11 protein-coding genes are annotated in these 17,677 nt (G+C 61.4%); 8 read left to right on the forward strand and 3 right to left on the reverse strand.

Annotated features, from left to right (window positions below; translation table 11 throughout):
- The first annotated feature begins 63 nt into the window (after positions 1 to 63).
- The 6 genes from J3P75_RS10405 to J3P75_RS10430 all read left to right on the forward strand — a co-directional run bounded on the left by J3P75_RS10405 (position 64) and on the right by J3P75_RS10430 (position 10,579).
- Positions 64 to 1,791, forward strand: coding sequence for an autotransporter assembly complex protein TamA (locus tag J3P75_RS10405; protein WP_434710255.1), 1,728 nt, complete (start codon positions 64 to 66; stop codon positions 1,789 to 1,791).
- A complete protein-coding gene (locus J3P75_RS10410) occupies positions 1,788 to 5,462 on the forward strand; it encodes a translocation/assembly module TamB domain-containing protein (RefSeq protein WP_434710257.1) in 3,675 nt (1,224 codons plus the stop codon). The genes J3P75_RS10405 and J3P75_RS10410 overlap by 4 nt, the downstream gene beginning before the upstream one ends.
- A gap of 266 nt (positions 5,463 to 5,728) precedes the next feature.
- A complete protein-coding gene (locus J3P75_RS10415; protein WP_203418636.1) occupies positions 5,729 to 6,211 on the forward strand; it encodes a MarR family winged helix-turn-helix transcriptional regulator in 483 nt (160 codons plus the stop codon).
- Positions 6,201 to 7,670: an efflux transporter outer membrane subunit gene (locus J3P75_RS10420; RefSeq protein ID WP_434710259.1), complete on the forward strand. Its 1,470-nt coding sequence runs from the start codon at positions 6,201 to 6,203 to the stop codon at positions 7,668 to 7,670. The genes J3P75_RS10415 and J3P75_RS10420 overlap by 11 nt, the downstream gene beginning before the upstream one ends.
- Positions 7,671 to 7,685: 15 nt before the next feature.
- Positions 7,686 to 8,888 carry an HlyD family efflux transporter periplasmic adaptor subunit gene (locus J3P75_RS10425; protein ID WP_434710261.1) on the forward strand — a complete coding sequence of 401 codons (1,203 nt, stop codon included), beginning with the start codon at positions 7,686 to 7,688 and terminating at the stop codon, positions 8,886 to 8,888.
- A gap of 161 nt (positions 8,889 to 9,049) precedes the next feature.
- Positions 9,050 to 10,579 (forward strand): DHA2 family efflux MFS transporter permease subunit, encoded by a 1,530-nt coding sequence (locus tag J3P75_RS10430; RefSeq protein ID WP_394598289.1) that lies wholly within the window; start codon positions 9,050 to 9,052, stop codon positions 10,577 to 10,579.
- 178 nt (positions 10,580 to 10,757) lie between these two features.
- On the opposite strand, the gene lpxH is transcribed toward J3P75_RS10430, so the two are convergent.
- Together lpxH and J3P75_RS10440 are read right to left on the reverse strand one after the other, a co-directional pair.
- Entirely contained in the window at positions 10,758 to 11,504 is a 747-nt protein-coding gene (gene lpxH / locus J3P75_RS10435; RefSeq protein ID WP_434710263.1) for a UDP-2,3-diacylglucosamine diphosphatase, read from the reverse strand.
- Positions 11,501 to 12,004: a peptidylprolyl isomerase gene (locus J3P75_RS10440; RefSeq protein WP_093100536.1), complete on the reverse strand. Its 504-nt coding sequence runs from the start codon at positions 12,002 to 12,004 to the stop codon at positions 11,501 to 11,503. Before J3P75_RS10440 ends, lpxH begins: the two co-directional genes overlap by 4 nt.
- A 249-nt stretch (positions 12,005 to 12,253) precedes the next feature.
- Between J3P75_RS10440 and J3P75_RS10445 the strand changes: the two genes are divergently transcribed.
- Positions 12,254 to 13,951 (forward strand): glutamine--tRNA ligase/YqeY domain fusion protein, encoded by a 1,698-nt coding sequence (locus J3P75_RS10445; RefSeq protein ID WP_093100539.1) that lies wholly within the window; start codon positions 12,254 to 12,256, stop codon positions 13,949 to 13,951.
- A gap of 21 nt (positions 13,952 to 13,972) precedes the next feature.
- On the forward strand, positions 13,973 to 15,355 hold the full coding sequence (gene cysS / locus J3P75_RS10450; protein WP_208940612.1) for a cysteine--tRNA ligase: 1,383 nt from the start codon (positions 13,973 to 13,975) through the stop codon (positions 15,353 to 15,355).
- 194 nt (positions 15,356 to 15,549) lie between these two features.
- On the opposite strand, the gene J3P75_RS10455 is transcribed toward cysS, so the two are convergent.
- Positions 15,550 to 17,388, reverse strand: coding sequence for a sigma-54-dependent Fis family transcriptional regulator (locus J3P75_RS10455; RefSeq protein WP_434710265.1), 1,839 nt, complete (start codon positions 17,386 to 17,388; stop codon positions 15,550 to 15,552).
- Positions 17,389 to 17,677: the final 289 nt, after the last annotated feature.

Below are 17,677 nucleotides of genomic sequence, written 5' to 3' on the forward strand. Positions count from 1 at the left end.
ATCGAACTTCTTGGGAAATTTCCTGTTCTATCACGCTCCCCAGCCCTGATAGCATCCGCGCCTATGAAGTTTCCAGGAAGATTTACCAGCGGCGTACTCATGCTGTTATCCAGCTGCGCGGCGCTGGCGCAAAGTGAATTGGATGTACGGATCAAACCGTCCAACGATGAACTCAAGGCCAATATAGAAGGCTATATCGGCAGCCTCGGCGATCGTGACGAAGAAGCCTTGCAGCGCTTCAGTCGCGGGGCCGAAGAGCAGGCGCGCAAGGCCGCCCAGGCGTTGGGCTACTACCAGCCGCAGATCGACAGCGACGTCAAGGGCGGGGAGAAACCGCGTCTGGTGCTCAACATCGATCCCGGCGAGCCGATCCGCCTGCGCAACGTCACCGTGCGAGTCGATGGCCCGGCAGCCTCGCTGAAATCCTTTCATGTGCCGAAAAGCGATCTGCTCAAGTCCGGCGCGGTGCTCAATCACGGCCACTACGAAGACGCGAAAAGACTTATTCAGAACCAGGCCTCGCGCTTCGGCTTCTTCAGCGGCCATTTCACCAGCCAGAAGCTGTTGGTCGACCCGCGCGCCGGCGTCGCCGATGTCGAATTGATCTATGACAGCGGCCCGCGTTATGCGCTGGGCAAAGTGAAATTCGAGGGCGACACGCCGTTCGACGAAGACTTGCTGCAACGCATGGTGCCGTTCAAGGCCGGCGAGCCGTACGACTCCGAGCTGATCGCCGAGCTCAACCGCGACCTGCAATCGAGCGGCTATTTCGAAGGCGTGCGCGTCGACGCGGCACCGACGGCGGCCAAAGACCAGGTGATCCCGGTCGACGTCAAACTCGACACGCGCAAGCCGCGCACCATGGGCCTGGGGCTTGGTTATTCGACCGACGTCGGCCCGCGCATCAAAGCCAACTGGACCCGCCACTGGGTCAACCCGCAAGGCGACAGCTATGGCTGGGAAGCCGAGCTTTCGGCGCCACGGCAGAACGTCGGGCTGTTCTACGACATTCCGCTCGACCCGCCGCTGACCGACAAACTGCGCTGGGCTGGTGGTTATCAATTCGAAGACATCGAGGGCTCCGACACGCGCAGCAAACTGCTGACCTTCGGCCCGGAATGGCACAGCAAGTTGCCCAGCGGCTGGCAGCGGGTGATCTCGCTGAAATGGCAGCGCGAGGAATACGAACTCGGCGACGACTCCGGTCTGAGCACCTTGCTCATGCCCGGTATCAGTTATTCCTACCTGAAAAGCGACAACCGCATCGACCCGCACAACGGCTATCGCCTGAGCTTCGAAAGCAAAGTGGCGAAGGAAGGCCTCGGTTCCGACAACAACCTGTTATATGGCACGGCGCTGGTCAAAGGCCTGACCACGGTGTTCGACAAGCACCGTTTGCTCGGGCGTGTGCAGGTCGGCGGCAGCGCCACCAACGGCTACAACTCGATCCCGCCGTCGCTGCGCTTCTTCGCCGGTGGCGATCAGAGTGTGCGTGGCTACGACTATCAGAGCCTGTCGCCGAAAAACTCCGACGGCGACCGCATCGGCGGGCGCTACATGGTCGCCGGCAGCGTTGAATATCAGTATTCGGTCGCCGAGAAATGGCGCGTGGCGGCCTTCGTCGACCAAGGCAACTCTTTCAACAAACTTGAACTGCCGAACCTCAAGACCGGGGTCGGCATCGGTGTGCGCTGGGTCTCGCCGGTCGGGCCGATCCGCCTCGACCTCGCCCATGCGCTGGACGACGACGGCGGCATCCGGCTGCACTTTTCCATGGGGCCTGAGCTGTGAAGCGTGGTTTGAAAATAACGGCTGTGACGCTGCTGGCGTTGTTGCTGTTGATTGTATTGACGATCAGCGCCGTGCTCGGCACTCAGGCCGGCAGTCGCTGGGCGCTGGGGCTCATTCCGGGCTTGAGCGCGGAGAATTTCCAGGGTCGCCTCGGCGGCCAGTGGAGCGCCAATCATCTTCTGTGGCAGCAGGGCACTAGCCGTGTCGAGCTGAACAAGGCGATCTTCACCTGGTCACCGCTGTGCCTGACGCGCATGACCCTGTGCATCGATCAGCTCAAGGCCGATCAGGTCATCCTGCAATTTCCGCCGAGTGAAGAAACCACTGAGAGCGGCCCGATCAAACTGCCGGATCTGCAATTGCCGGTGGCCATCGAACTGGGCGACGTGCAAGTCGGCAGCCTGCTGTTCAACGGCAGCGAGCAGCTCAAAGGCTTGCAAGTGGCCGCGCACTGGACTGCTCAAGGTCTGCAGATCGACAGCGTGAAATTGCAGCGTGACGAACTCAGCCTGAACCTGTCCGGCCTGCTGCAACCGACCGGCAACTGGCCGCTGAACATTCAGGGCGATCTGACTCTGCCCGCACCGGGAACTGAACCGTGGACGCTGGCCCTGAAGGCAGAAGGCGATCTGCTCAAGACCCTCAATCTGCACGCCGATAGCCGTGGTTACCTCGACGGCCAATTGACCGGCGAGTTGCAGCCATTGGTGGAAAACCTGCCGGCCAAGGTGCGTATCACCAGCGAAGCGTTCAAACCCAGCGCCGAGCTGCCGGACACCCTGCAACTCAACCAGTTAGTGCTGACCGGCGAAGGCGACCTGAAAAACGGTTATCAGCTCAACGGCACCGCTACATTGCCCGCCGACACAGCCCCGTTGGCGCTGCTGCTCAAGGGTAAAGTCGACGCCAACGGTGCGCAAATCGCCGGCCTTGATCTGACGGCCAACGACAAACAAAGCCTCAAACTCAACGGTAACGTCGACTGGAGCAAAGGGCTTAGCGCGCAAGCCAACATCAACTGGCAGGACTTCCCCTGGCATCGGCTCTACAACGAAATCGACGAGCCGCAAGTCGCTTTGCGTACCTTCACGGGTGAAGTTTCCTACACCGACGGTCAGTATCTCGGCAACTTCGCCGCCGCACTGGATGGCCCGGCCGGGGCGTTCACCCTGAGCAGCCCGTTCAGCGGCAGCCTCGAACAGATCGCCTTGCCGCAACTGGTGATGGAAGCGGGGCAGGGCAAGGCTGAAGGCCACGTCGAGGTCAAATTCGCCGACGGCATCGTCTGGGATACCGCACTGCAGTTATCGGCGTTGAACCCGGCGTACTGGGTCGCCGAGCTGCCGGGCACGTTGGCCGGGCCGCTGAAAAGCACTGGCGAAATGAAGAATGAGCGCTTGAGTCTCACCGCCGACCTCGACCTCAAAGGCAAACTGCGTGGGCAACCGGCGATTCTCCAAGCCAAGGCTGACGGTGCTGGCGAGCAGTGGAATCTCAACGCCTTGCAAATTCGTCTCGGCGACAACAGCATCAGCGGCAAGGGCAGCCTGCAACAGAAACTCGCCGGGCAGATCGACATCAAGCTACCGCGTCTGGCGCAGCTATGGCCGCAATTGCGCGGGCAGGTCAACGGTCAGGTCAATGTCGCCGGCACGTTGAAGGCGCCACAGGGCAAACTCGACTTGCAGGGCTCGCAACTGGTGTTCCAGGACAATCGCCTGCAAAGCCTCAACCTCGACGCCAACCTCGACAGTGCGCAACGGGCGAAGATCGATCTGAAGGGCAGCGGCATTCAGGTCGGCGACACGTCGCTGGGTACGCTGGCCGCCAGCGCCCAGGGAGACATCAAAAGCCAGAAGCTCAACCTCGATCTGCTCGGACCCAAGCTGAAACTGGCGTTGGGGCTGGACGGCAATCTGGATCAGGGTAACTGGCGCGGACGTCTGGCCAGTGGTGATATTCAGGCCGGCGGGCAGAACTGGAGGTTGCAGAATCCGGCGAAACTGGAACGCCTCGCCGATGGCAAGATCAACTTTGGCGCGCATTGCTGGACCTCCGGCAGCGCCAGCCTGTGCGGCGAAGATCAGCGGCTGATGCCCGAGCCGAAACTGCGTTATCACCTCAAGCAGTTTCCGATCGAAAGTCTGGCGCAGTGGTTGCCGAAAGACTTCGCCTGGCAAGGCCGGCTCAATGCCGACCTGCAGCTCGACCTGCCGGCCAGCGGCCCCAACGGCGTGGTCAGCATTGACGCCAGCGGCGGTACCTTGCGCATGCGCGATCAGCAGCAGTGGCTGGACTTCCCCTACCAGACGCTCAGGCTCACCAGCAAACTGACGCCGAAACGCGTCGACACCGAACTGAACTTCGTCGGCGGCAAGCTCGGCGAATTGATGGTGCAGGCGCAGCTCAATCCGTTGCCAAAAAACAAACCGTTGAGCGGCTCGTTCCGCCTCAGCGGGCTGGACCTGTCCGTCGCGCGGCCATTCGTGCCGATGGTGGAAAAACTCACCGGCCGCCTCAACGGCAGCGGCACGATTTCCGGCGGCCTGCTGGCGCCGCTGGTCAACGGCACGGTGCAACTGAGCGACGGCGAAGTGTCCGGCGCCGAACTGCCGATCGAACTGCAGAATCTGCAACTGACTGCGGCGATTGCCGGTGAATCGGTACGCCTCGATGGCGGCTGGAACAGCGGCAAGAGCGGGCGGGGCAGTCTCAACGGCAATGTCGCCTGGGGCCAGGCGCTGGTGGTCGATCTGGCGTTGAAAGGCACGCAGTTGCCGGTCACCGTCGAGCCGTACGCCAAGCTTGAAGTCGCGCCGGACCTGAAGATCTCCATGGCCGGCGACGAGCTGAAAATCGCTGGCAAGGTGCTGGTGCCCAACGGTGAAATCACCGTACGCGAACTGCCGCCGTCGACGGTGAAGGTCTCGGACGACACGATCATCGTCGGCGCCCAGACCGAAGAGGGCAAAGCGCCGATCGCGATGAAGATGGACATCGACGTGATCGTCGGCCAGAACAAGCTGAGCTTCGCCGGTTTTGGCCTGACCGCCAACCTGCAAGGTCAGGTGCACATCGGCGACAACATGGACACCCGTGGCGAACTCTGGCTCAACGACGGCCGCTACCGCGCCTATGGCCAGCGCCTGACAGTGCGCCGCGCGCGGCTGTTGTTCGCCGGGCCCATCGATCAGCCGTATCTGGACATCGAAGCGATCCGCCAGACCGACGACGTGATCGCCGGTATTCGTCTGAGCGGCAGCGCCGAACAGCCGACCACGCAAATCTTCTCGGAACCGGCGATGAGCCAGGAGCAGGCGTTGTCCTATCTGGTCCTCGGTCGTCCACTGAGCACCAATGGCGAAGACAACAACATGCTCGCTCAAGCCGCATTGGGCCTAGGCCTGATGGGCAGCGCCGGGGTCACCAGCGGCCTGGCCAAGGATCTGGGCATTCAGGATTTCCAGCTCGACACCCAGGGCAGCGGCAACGACACCAGCGTCGTCGCCAGCGGCAACATCTCGGAAAAACTCAGCCTGCGCTACGGCGTCGGCGTGTTCGAACCGGCCAGCACCATTGCCCTGCGCTACAAGCTGAGCAAGAAGGTGTATGTCGAAGCGGCCAGTGGTGTCGCCAGTTCGCTGGATATCTTTTACAAGCGCGATTTCTAGATCGCGCATCTTTTCTTGAGCCGAGGCGCTGCCATCGCCAGCAGGCTGGCTCCCACATTGAATCGCTGATCGACACAGCATTTGTGTCTGTTGGAGATCCCTTGTGGGAGCCAGCCTGCTGGCGATGGCGTGCGCCTGCGCGCCCAAAAAACCAACTCCCTTGCTCAACTAATTACCAAGCCCCCTAACTATTACGTTGACATTCGCTGCCTAGGCAGTAACATCTCGACATACATTCACTGCCTAGGCAGTTATCAGGTGGACCGATGAAGCATTTCACCCCCGATGAATTCAAGCATTGCCATCTCGGCCTGTTGCTCGGCCGTGCCGCGCTGCTCAAGGACCGGATCATCGACACGCACATGGAGCCCCACGGCATCACCGCTGCGCAGTTCAAGGTGCTGATCATCATGGCCCAGTTCGGCGTCGACACTCCGGCCGAGCTGTGCCGGCACCTGTCGCTCGACAGTGGTTCGATGACGCGCATGCTCGATCGTCTGGAGCAGAAAGGTTTTCTGCTGCGCCAACGCAGCGAAGACGACCGCCGGCAGGTGCAGTTGAAACTGACCGAACAGGGCCAGCAACTGACCGATCGCCTGCCGCAGATTGGCGCCGATGCGATGAATGAACTGGCCGGCGCCATCTCCCGCGAAGAGCTGAAAACCCTCGAATACATCCTCAAGAAAATCCTGCTGGCGGCTGGTGACCCGATCACCCTCCAGCGCTTAGGTGACCACAATGAGCGGTAAAACCTTGCGCAGCAGCCTGACCCTGCTGCTGTCGGCGATGATCCTCGCCGGTTGCGCCAATTACAGCGGCCTCGAAACCGAAGGTCAGCGCCTCGACGCCGCGAACCTGAAGACAGCGCAGTCTCTGGACGGCGTCAGCCTGTCGCCGGCGGCGTGGCCGAAGAGCGATTGGTGGACCAGCCTCGGCGATCCGCAGCTCGACGGCCTGATCCGCGAAGCATTGCGTGACAGCCCGGACATGCAGATCGCCGCCGCCCGCGCCCATCAGGCCAGTGCGGCAGCGTATGCCGCCGATGCCGAGCGCTATCCGACCCTCGACGCCAGCGCCGGCATCAGCCGTTCGCGGCTGGCCCGTGATCAGGATCCGCTGGGGCAGGGCGGCGCTTATTCGACGGTGCGCAATGTCAGCGCCGGCTTCAATTACAACTTCGACCTGTGGGGCGGCCAGCGCGATGCCTGGGAAGCCGCACTCGGCGAGGCGCGCGCCGCCGAAGTCGATCGTCAGGCTGCGCAACTGACGCTGGCTGCCGACGTCGCCCGCGCTTACAGCGATCTTGGTCAGGCGCATATCGTTTACGACCTGGCCAACGAAGACCTAAAGCGCACCCGGCAGATGCTCGACCTGAGCCAGCGTCGCCTGAGTTCCGGGATCGACAGCCAGTACCAGTTTCAGCAAACCCAGAGTCTGGAAGCCAGTTCCCAGGCCAGCCTGATCGACGCGGAAAAACGCCTGCACAGCGCAAAAGTTGCACTGGCGGTATTGCTCGGCAAAGGCCCGGATCGCGGCAACGACATCGCCCGGCCAAAAGTGCTGCAAGCCAGCGCCGTCGCGGTGCCATCGGTGTTGCCTGCCGAACTGCTCGGGCGACGTCCTGATCTGGTCGCGGCGCGCTGGCGTGTCGAGGCGGCGAGCAAGGATATCGACGCCGCCAAGACGCGTTTTTATCCGAATCTCAACCTGAGCGCGTCGGCCGGTGCCGAGTCGTTGTTGGGTGATGCGATGTTTGGCTCGGCCAGTCGCTTCTTCAACATTGCACCGACGGTGTCGCTGCCGATTTTCGACGGCGGGCGCCTGCGCGCCAATCTCGATGCGCGTGACGCCGATTACGACCTCGCCGTGGCGCAGTACAACAAAAGTCTGGTGAAAGCCCTCGGCGATGTCGGCGACACGATCAACCAGTTGCGTGATATCGGCCGGCAGATCGGTGCGCAGCAGCACGCCACCGACATTGCTCAGGATTCTTACAACACCGCGGTCCAGCGTTACGGTTCCGGCATCGGCAACTACCTGGACGTGCTCAGCATCGAGCAGCAATTGCTCCAGGCCCAGCGTCAGCTGGCCACGCTCAATGCCGAGCAGATCGACCTGTCGATTCAACTGATGCAAGCGCTGGGCGGCGGCTTCCAGAGTGAAACCCTGACCGCAGCCAACGCCAGCCCAGCCCCGTCGCACCACTAATTCAAGGTATTTGTCATGGCCACTGCCGAAAACACTCAAGCTCAAGACAACACCCCGGACACCGGCAACCCGAGCAAACGCAAGGTGATGCTGCTGACGCTGGCCGTGGTCGTTCTGCTCGCCATTGCGGGCGTGTGGGCGTATCACGAATTCATCGGGCGCTGGAGCGAAAGCACCGACGACGCCTACGTCAACGGCAACGTCGTGGAAATCACCCCGCTGGTGACCGGCACCGTGGTCAGCATCGGCGCCGACGACGGTGATTTGGTCCAGGAAGGCCAGGTGCTGGTCAACTTCGACCCCAACGACGCCGAAGTCGGCCTGCAAAGTGCCAAGGCCAAACTGGCGCGCACTGTGCGTCAGGTGCGCGGCTTGTACAGCAACGTCGACGGCATGAAAGCCCAGGTCAACGCGCAACAGGCCGAAGTGCAGAAGGCGCACGACAACTACAACCGGCGGAAAAATCTGGCGCAGGGCGGGGCAATTTCCCAAGAAGAACTGTCCCACGCTCGCGACGATCTGACCTCGGCGCAGAACGCCCTGGCCAATGCCAAGCAGCAACTGAAGACCACTAGCGCGCTGGTCGATGACACCGTGGTGTCGTCGCATCCGGACGTGATGTCGGCGGCTGCCGATTTGCGTCAGGCCTACCTGACCAATGCGCGCAGCACCTTGATCGCCCCGGTGACCGGTTACGTCGCCAAGCGCACCGTGCAGCTCGGTCAGCGCGTACAGCCGGGCACCGCGCTGATGGCGGTGATTCCGCTGAACCAACTGTGGATCGACGCCAACTTCAAGGAAACCCAACTGCGTGACATGCGCATCGGTCAGCCGGTGGACATCGAAGCCGACCTGTACGGCAGCGACGTCAAGTACAGCGGCACCGTCGACAGCCTCGGCGCCGGCACCGGTAGTGCGTTTGCCTTGCTGCCAGCGCAGAACGCCACCGGTAACTGGATCAAGATCGTCCAGCGGGTGCCGGTGCGGATTCATATCAATGCCGAAGAATTGGCCAAGCATCCACTGCGCGTCGGTCTGTCGACCAATGTCGAAGTCAACCTGCACGACCAGAGCGGCCCGGTACTGGCGCAGCAGCCACCGCAAAAAGCCTCGTTCAGCACCAATGTGTATGAGCGCCAACTGGCCGAAGCGGACGCGATGATTGCCCAGCTGATCCACGACAACAGCGCCGCGGCGAGCAAGACTGCGCAGCGCTGAATGCTGACCCCAAACCCTGTGGGAGCGAGCCTGCTCGCGAATGCTGACTGACATTCAACATGAACGTCGGCTGATCCACCGCCTTCGCGTGCAGGCTCGCTCCCACAGGGTCAGCTGCGCCTGCCATGGCGCAGCGCCTCTCAGGTTTCATAGGATCCACCATGAGCAATAACGCTTCTTTCACGCCGCCCAGCCTGTTGCTCAGCACCATTGGCCTGTCGCTGGCGACGTTCATGCAGGTGCTCGACACCACCATCGCCAACGTGGCGTTGCCGACGATTTCCGGCAACCTGGGGGTGAGTTCGGAGCAGGGCACCTGGGTGATCACTTCGTTCGCCGTGAGCAACGCCATCGCGCTGCCGCTGACCGGCTGGCTCAGCCGCCGTTTCGGCGAGGTGAAACTGTTTCTGTGGGCGACGATGCTGTTTGTGCTGGCGTCGTTTCTCTGTGGTATTTCCACCTCGATGCCCGAGCTGATCGGCTTTCGCGTCCTGCAAGGTCTGGTCGCCGGGCCGTTGTATCCGATGACGCAAACCCTGTTGATCGCGGTGTATCCGCCGGCGAAACGCGGGATGGCCCTGGCGTTATTGGCGATGGTCACGGTGGTCGCGCCGATTGCCGGGCCGATTCTCGGCGGCTGGATCACCGACAGTTACAGCTGGCCGTGGATCTTCTTCATCAACGTGCCGATCGGGATTTTTGCGGTGATGGTGGTGCGTTCGCAACTGGCCAAGCGGCCGGTGGTCACCAGCCGCCAGCCGATGGACTACGTCGGGCTGATCTCGCTGATCATCGGCGTCGGCGCGTTGCAGGTGATCCTCGACAAGGGCAATGACCTGGACTGGTTCGAATCGAACTTCATTATCATCGGCGCGGCGATTTCCGTGGTCGCGCTGGCGGTGTTCGTGATCTGGGAAATGACCGACCAGCATCCGGTGGTCAACCTGCGCCTGTTCGCCTATCGCAACTTCCGCATCGGCACGCTGGTGCTGGTCTTGGGTTACGCCGGGTTCTTCGGCATCAACCTGATCCTGCCGCAATGGCTGCAGACGCAAATGGGCTACACCGCGACCTGGGCCGGTCTGGCCGTGGCGCCGATCGGTATTCTGCCGGTGCTGCTGTCACCGTTTGTTGGTAAGTACGCACACAAGTTTGATTTGCGCCTGCTCGCCGGACTGGCGTTTCTGGCGATCGGCCTGAGTTGCTTCATGCGCGCCGAGTTCACCAACGAGGTCGACTTCCAGTCCATCGCCCTGGTGCAGTTGTTCATGGGCATTGGCGTGGCGCTGTTCTTCATGCCGACGCTGAGCATCCTGATGTCGGATCTGCCGCCGAGCCAGATCGCCGACGGGGCCGGTCTGGCGACCTTCCTGCGGACCTTGGGCGGGAGTTTTGCGGCATCGCTGACCACGTGGATCTGGATTCGCCGGGCGAATCAGCATCACGCCTACATGAGCGAGAGCATCAGTACCTTCGAACCGGCCACGCGCGAGACCTTGCATGCGCTGGGCGGGGCGAGTCAGCCGGCTTATGCGCAGATGGATCAAATCCTTTCCAGTCAGGCGTACATGTTGTCGACCGTGGATTACTTCACGTTGCTGGGGTGGGGGTTTATGGGGTTGATTCTGATCGTGTGGCTGGCGAAGCCGCCGTTTGCGGCGAAGGCAGGGCCGGCTGCTTCCGGGCACTAAGGTCAAAAGCCCCTCACCCTAACCCTCTCCCGGAGGGAGAGGGGACTGACTGTGGGTTGCTTGCGAGATACGCTGACCTGAGATACCGAGTCGAACTCAGGTTTTGAAAAGCGCAGAGATCGGCTCCCTTTCCCCCTCGCCCCCCTGGGGAGAGGGCTGGGGTGAGGGGTAGCGATCTTCAGCCGTGCGGCAATGCCAGCGGCGGGGCGAAGTCGAACGGTGCCAGCGCATACCCGCTCTCATCCACCTGCAACGCCCAACCCTGACGATCCCAATCTCCCAGCACAATGCGCTTCGCTGCTTGCTCACCGAGTTGCAGCTTGTGGATGGCGGGGCGGTGGGTGTGGCCGTGGATCAGGGTGTTCACGCCGAATTGCTGCATGATCCGCGGAATCTCTTCCGGCGTGACATCGACAATGTCATTGGCCTTCATCCGCACCTGCGCGCGGCTTTCGCTGCGCAGCTTGCGCGCCAGTTTATGGCGCGTGCGCAGCGGCAGATTGCGCAGGATGAACAAGGTGATCGGGTTGCGCAGATAACGGCGCAGCTTCATATAGCCGACGTCGCGGGTACACAGGCTGTCACCGTGCATCAGCAGCACCGGCTCGCCGTAGAACTGCACGACACTCGGGTCCTTCAACAGCGTGCAGCCGGCCTGTTTGCAAAAGGCCTTGCCGAGCATGAAGTCGCGATTGCCGTGCATGAGGAAAATGTCCGTGCCGCTGTCGCTCAATTTGCGCAGGGCCTGGCAGATGGAACGCTGGAAGGGCGTCATGGCGTCGTCGCCGATCCACGCCTCGAAGAAGTCGCCGAGGATGTACAAGGCACTCGCCGAGCGGGCGCGTCCGGCGAGCAAATCCAGAAACGCCCGGGTAATGTCCGGGCGCTCCTCTTCCAGATGCAAGTCTGAAATCAGCAATATCACTCAATGATCTCGGCTTTCTCGATGATCACGTCGTCTGCGGGTACGTCCTGGTGGCCAGCCTTGGAAGTGGTCGACACGCCTTTGATCTTGTCGACAACGTCGGTGCCTGCGGTGACTTTACCGAATACCGCGTAGCCCCAGCCCTGCACGTTCTTGCCGCTGTGGTTGAGGAAAGTGTTGTCGGCGACGTTGATGAAGAACTGCGCCGAAGCCGAATGCGGCTCCATGGTGCGGGCCATGGCGACGGTGTACTTGTCGTTGGAAAGACCGTTGTCCGCTTCGTTCTGGATGCTTGGACGCTTGTCTTTCTTCTCTTTCATGCCAGGCTCGAAACCGCCGCCCTGGATCATGAAGTTACCGATGACGCGGTGGAACACGGTGTTGGTGTAGTGACCGGCGTTGACGTATTCGATGAAGTTGGCGACGGTGATCGGCGCCTTTTCAGCGTTCAGTTCGATGACGATGTCGCCATGGTTGGTGGTCAGTTTGACTTGAGTCATGATCGCTACTCTTCTGAGGAATTCGTGGTTTTGGGACCTTCAGCCCCGCAACCGGTTCAGCCTGCTTCGGCCAAGGTGCGCAGTTTAGCGTGACAGGCGCGAATTTCGAGGCGGTTTTTCATTTCCGCGCGATTAAATGCGCCGCTTTATGGAGCCTGCTCTGTCAGCCCCTTGACAGCATCGGCTATGATAGCGGCTTTGTTTTGTCTGGCCCGTTCTGCGGCCGCGCACATGTAAGTCAAGGATCCTATGAGCAAGCCCACTGTCGACCCTACCTCGAATGCCAAGTCCGGCCCTGCCGTGCCGGTCAATTTCCTGCGGCCGATCATCCAGGCAGACCTGGACTCGGGCAAGCACACCCAGATCGTCACGCGTTTTCCGCCTGAGCCCAACGGTTACCTGCACATCGGCCACGCCAAGTCGATCTGCGTGAACTTCGGCCTGGCCCAGGAGTTCGGTGGCGTCACGCACCTGCGTTTCGACGATACCAACCCGGCCAAGGAAGACCAGGAATACATCGACGCGATCGAAAGCGACGTCAAATGGCTGGGCTTCGAGTGGTCCGGTGAAGTGCGCTACGCCTCGCAGTATTTCGACCAGTTGCACGATTGGGCCGTTGAGCTGATCAAGGCCGGCAAGGCCTACGTCGACGACCTGACCCCCGAGCAGGCCAAGGAATACCGTGGCAGCCTGACCGAGCCGGGCAAGAACAGCCCGTTCCGCGACCGCTCGGTAGAGGAAAACCTCGACCTGTTCGCGCGCATGAAGGCCGGTGAATTCCCCGACGGCGCTCGCGTGCTGCGGGCGAAGATCGACATGGCCTCGCCGAACATGAACCTGCGCGACCCGATCATGTACCGCATCCGTCACGCCCATCACCACCAGACCGGCGACAAGTGGTGCATCTACCCGAACTACGACTTCACCCACGGTCAGTCGGACGCCATCGAAGGCATCACCCACTCGATCTGCACCTTGGAATTCGAAAGCCATCGTCCGCTGTACGAGTGGTTCCTCGAGCACCTGCCGGTACCGGCGCAGCCGCGTCAGTACGAGTTCAGCCGCCTGAACCTCAACTACACGATCACCAGCAAGCGCAAGCTCAAGCAACTGGTCGATGAAAAGCACGTCAATGGCTGGGACGACCCGCGCATGTCCACGCTGTCGGGCTTCCGCCGCCGTGGCTACACGCCGAAATCGATCCGCAACTTCTGCGAGATGATCGGCACCAACCGTTCCGACGGCGTGGTCGACTTCGGCATGCTCGAATTCAGCATCCGTGACGACCTCGACCAGAGCGCACCGCGCGCCATGTGCGTGCTGCGTCCGCTGAAAGTGGTCATCACCAACTACCCGGAAGGCCAGGTCGAAAACCTCGAACTGCCGCGCCACCCGAAAGAAGACATGGGCGTGCGCGCCTTGCCGTTCGCCCGGGAAATCTACATCGACCGTGACGACTTCATGGAAGAGCCACCGAAGGGCTACAAGCGCCTGGAGCCGGCCGGTGAAGTGCGTCTGCGCGGCAGTTACGTGATCCGTGCCGACGAAGCGATCAAGGACGCCGATGGCAACATCGTCGAACTGCGTTGCTCGTACGACCCGGAAACCCTCGGCAAGAATCCGGAAGGGCGCAAGGTCAAAGGCGTGATCCACTGGGTGCCGGCCGCCGCCAGCGTCGAGTGCGAAGTGCGTCTGTATGATCGCCTGTTCCGCTCGCCGAACCCGGAGAAGGCCGAAGACAGCGCGAGTTTCCTCGACAACATCAACCCTGACTCACTGCAAGTGCTGACCGGTTGTCGCGCCGAGCCATCGCTCGGCAATGCGCAGCCGGAAGACCGTTTCCAGTTCGAACGCGAAGGCTACTTCGTCGCGGATCTGAAGGACTCGAAACCCGGTCAGCCGGTATTCAACCGTACCGTGACCCTGCGTGATTCGTGGGGCCAGTGAGACAGCGTCAAGGAAATTAACGTGCTGACGATCTACAACACGCTCACCAAGAGCAAAGAAGTCTTCAAGCCGCTGGATGGCAACAAGGTGCGCATGTATGTCTGCGGGATGACCGTGTACGACTACTGCCACCTCGGCCACGGCCGCAGCATGGTCGCGTTCGACCTGGTGACGCGCTGGCTGCGCTTCAGCGGCTACGACCTGACCTACGTGCGCAACATCACCGACATCGACGACAAGATCATCAACCGCGCCAACGAGAACGGTGAATCGTTCGAAGCGTTGACCGAACGCATGATCGCCGCGATGCACGAAGACGAAGCGCGCCTGAACATCAAAAAGCCGGACATGGAGCCGCGCGCCACCGATCACATCGCTGGCATGCACGCGATGATTCAGGCGCTGATCGACAAGGGTTACGCCTACGCCCCGGGCAATGGCGACGTGTACTACCGCGTCGCCAAATTCATGGGCTACGGCAAGCTGTCGCGCAAGAAGATTGAAGACCTGCGCATCGGCGCGCGCATCGAAGTCGACGAGTCGAAACAGGACCCGCTCGACTTCGTCCTGTGGAAAGCCGCCAAGCCGGGCGAGCCGAGCTGGGAATCGCCGTGGGGCGCCGGGCGTCCGGGCTGGCACATCGAGTGCTCGGTGATGTCGACCTGCTGCCTGGGCGAGACGTTCGACATTCATGGCGGCGGCAGCGATCTGGAATTCCCGCACCACGAAAACGAAATCGCCCAGAGCGAAGCGGCCACCGGCAAGACCTACGCCAACGCGTGGATGCATTGCGGGATGATCCGCATCAACGGCGAAAAGATGTCCAAGTCGTTGAACAACTTCTTCACCATCCGCGACGTACTGGAAAAGTACCACCCGGAAGTCGTGCGTTACCTGCTGGTGTCGAGCCACTACCGCAGCGCGATCAACTATTCGGAAGACAACCTCAAGGACGCCAAAGGCGCACTGGAGCGTTTCTACCACGCGTTGAAAGGCCTGCCTAACGTGGCGCCGGCCGGCGGCGAAGCGTTTGTCGAGCGTTTCACTGCGGTGATGAACGACGACTTCGGCACGCCGGAAGCCTGCGCTGTGTTGTTTGAGATGGTGCGTGAGATCAACCGCCTGCGTGAGAGCGATCTCGATGCGGCGGCGGGTCTGGCGGCGCGTCTCAAAGAGCTGGCGAGTGTGCTGGGTGTGTTGCAGCTCGAAGCCGACGACTTCCTGCAGGCGGGCGCCGAAGGGCGTGTCGATGCGGCTGAGGTTGATGCGTTGATTGCGGCGCGTCTGGCGGCTCGGGCTGCGAAGGATTGGGCCGAGTCGGACCGCATTCGTGATCAACTCACGGCGATGGGCGTGGTGCTGGAAGACGGCAAGGGTGGCACGACCTGGCGTCTGGCTGACTGAGTAGGCGCCTGCGATGTTGCTTGATCGTTCCCACGCTCTGCGTGGGAATGCCTCATCGGACGCTCCGCGTTCGGCTCTGTAGGGACGCGGAGCGTCCCGGGCTGCATTCCCACGCGGAGCGTGGGAACGATCGATATCCCCCAATCGGCCCCCTCGCCTGTGAGAGAGGGCTGGGGTGAGGGCAAGGGTTGTACTCAGTCGCCAGGCTGGCGCAACCGCTTGTAAAGCGTATTCCGACTCACCCCCAACCGCCGCGCCAGGTGCGAAATATTCCCCCCGGCCGCCTTCAACTCGCGGTTCAACGCGTCAACATCATTCAAATCCAGCCCCAACGGCGCCGCCGTCTCCACCGGCTCCATTTCCAGATCGACAAAAAAATCATCCGGCAAATGCTCCGGTCGCACCGGTTGCTCCTCGGCCATGGCCAGCGCCACCTGCATCACGCTGCTGACCTGACGCAAATTCCCCGGCCACGGATGCCGTTCGAACAACTCCAGCACCTCCGAGCTCAAACCCGCCCACTGCGTCGACTCACGATGCTGTTCCCATAGCCGTTTGAACAGCGCTTGCTTATCACTGCGCTCGCGCAGCGGCGGCAGTTCCAGGGTCAGCCCGCCAATGCGGTAATACAGATCCTCACGAAACCGGCCCAACTGGACCTGTTCACGCAACGAACGGTTGGTTGCCGAGATGATCCGCAGATCTACCGGGAACAACTCACTGCTGCCCACCGGTTGCACGCAACGCTCCTGCAATACCCGCAACAGGCGCGCCTGGGTTGGCAGCGGCATATCGCCAATCTCGTCAAGAAACAGCGTGCCTTTGTCCGCCTTGCGAATCAGGCCGATGCTGCCTTTCTGGTTGGCGCCGGTGAACGCGCCTTTCTCATAACCGAATAGCTCGGACTCAACCAGTTCGGCGGGGATCGCCGCGCAGTTCACCGCGATGAACGCTTGTTTGTTGCGCGAGCTGGCCTGATGGAGAGCTTTGACGAACACCTCTTTGCCGACGCCGGTCTCGCCGTGGATCAGCAGCGGGATGTCTTTTTCCAGCAGGCGTTCAGCCTGACGCACGGCTTTTTCCACGCGGCTATCGCCGAAATGCAGGCTGTTGAGGCTGATCGCGCTGGAGGCTGCTGGCTGTTCCTCCGTGACAAATACCCGGGCTTGAACCGGTGCCTGTATCGGCCGTTTCAACAGACACTGAAAGCGGTTGCGCCCGGAGGTCTGCAAGGCGAACGGCAAGCCGTCCGGTTGATTGATCAGCTCCAGCAGCGAGACCTTGAACAGGCTTTCCACACTGACCCGCGACAAGCGCACCCCGAGCAGATTGTCCGCGCGGCGATTGGCCGACAACACCTGACCGCTCTCATCGAAGATCAACAACCCGGCCCACTGACTGTCGAGGTTGTTCAACCCGGTGTTGAAGGTCAGTTGAAAGTGCTGGCCATGGAACAGATTGAGGATCAGCCGGTTCTCCACGGTCTGGCTCATCATCTTGACCATGCCCAAGGTGTGCGAGGGCGGCAGGTAGCTGTCGCTGGAAACATCGAGCACGGCGATGACTTTGCGGTCAGCGTCGAAAATCGGCGCGGCGGAACCAGTCATGAAGCGGTTGGCCTTGAGAAAGTGTTCGTCGTGTTCGATGTGCACCGCCTGCTCACAGGCCAGCGCGGTGCCGATCGCATTGGTGCCGCTGCAGCGCTCCATCCAGCTCGCCCCGGCCTGAAAGCCACGCGCCAGGCTCGGTTCGATAAAACGCTGGGTGCCCCACGAAGTCAGCACCTGGCCCTGATTGTCGGCGAGCATGATCAGGCAGTTCGAGTTGCTGAGGATGTTTTCGTAATAAGGCAGGACTTCCTGATGCGTGGTCTGCACCAGTGAATGATGGCGGTCGAGCAGTTGCGCAATCCCAGCGGCGGGCAATTGATCGAAGGCCGGGGTGCTCAGGTGGTCGAGACCGAACGCGCGACAACGTTGCCAGGACGTCTGGACGATCGCATCGTGGGACAGCGGCGAAGCAGGTGCGGCCATGGGGGCGAGCCTCTGAGTGCAGCGATTTTATTATTGTTATGAGCCCGATCTTTAAAACCAACACAGATCCTCTGTAGGCCTTCGCCTGCTCGCGATAGCGGTCTATCAGACGGATTTGCATTGACTGACGCACCGCTATCGCGAGCAGGCTCACTCCTACAGGGATCTTCGGCGTCCATGAGATCCGGGCAAAAAGCGCTCATAGAGTGTTGTTCACTATTGTTCATTGTCAATCACCCGACTGTTCAAAAGTGTTCAGCTGTGAACGGCGCTGGCCCCCGTAAACGTT

The organism is Pseudomonas sp. R1-1 (genome assembly GCF_051132135.1).
Classification (GTDB): domain Bacteria; phylum Pseudomonadota; class Gammaproteobacteria; order Pseudomonadales; family Pseudomonadaceae; genus Aquipseudomonas.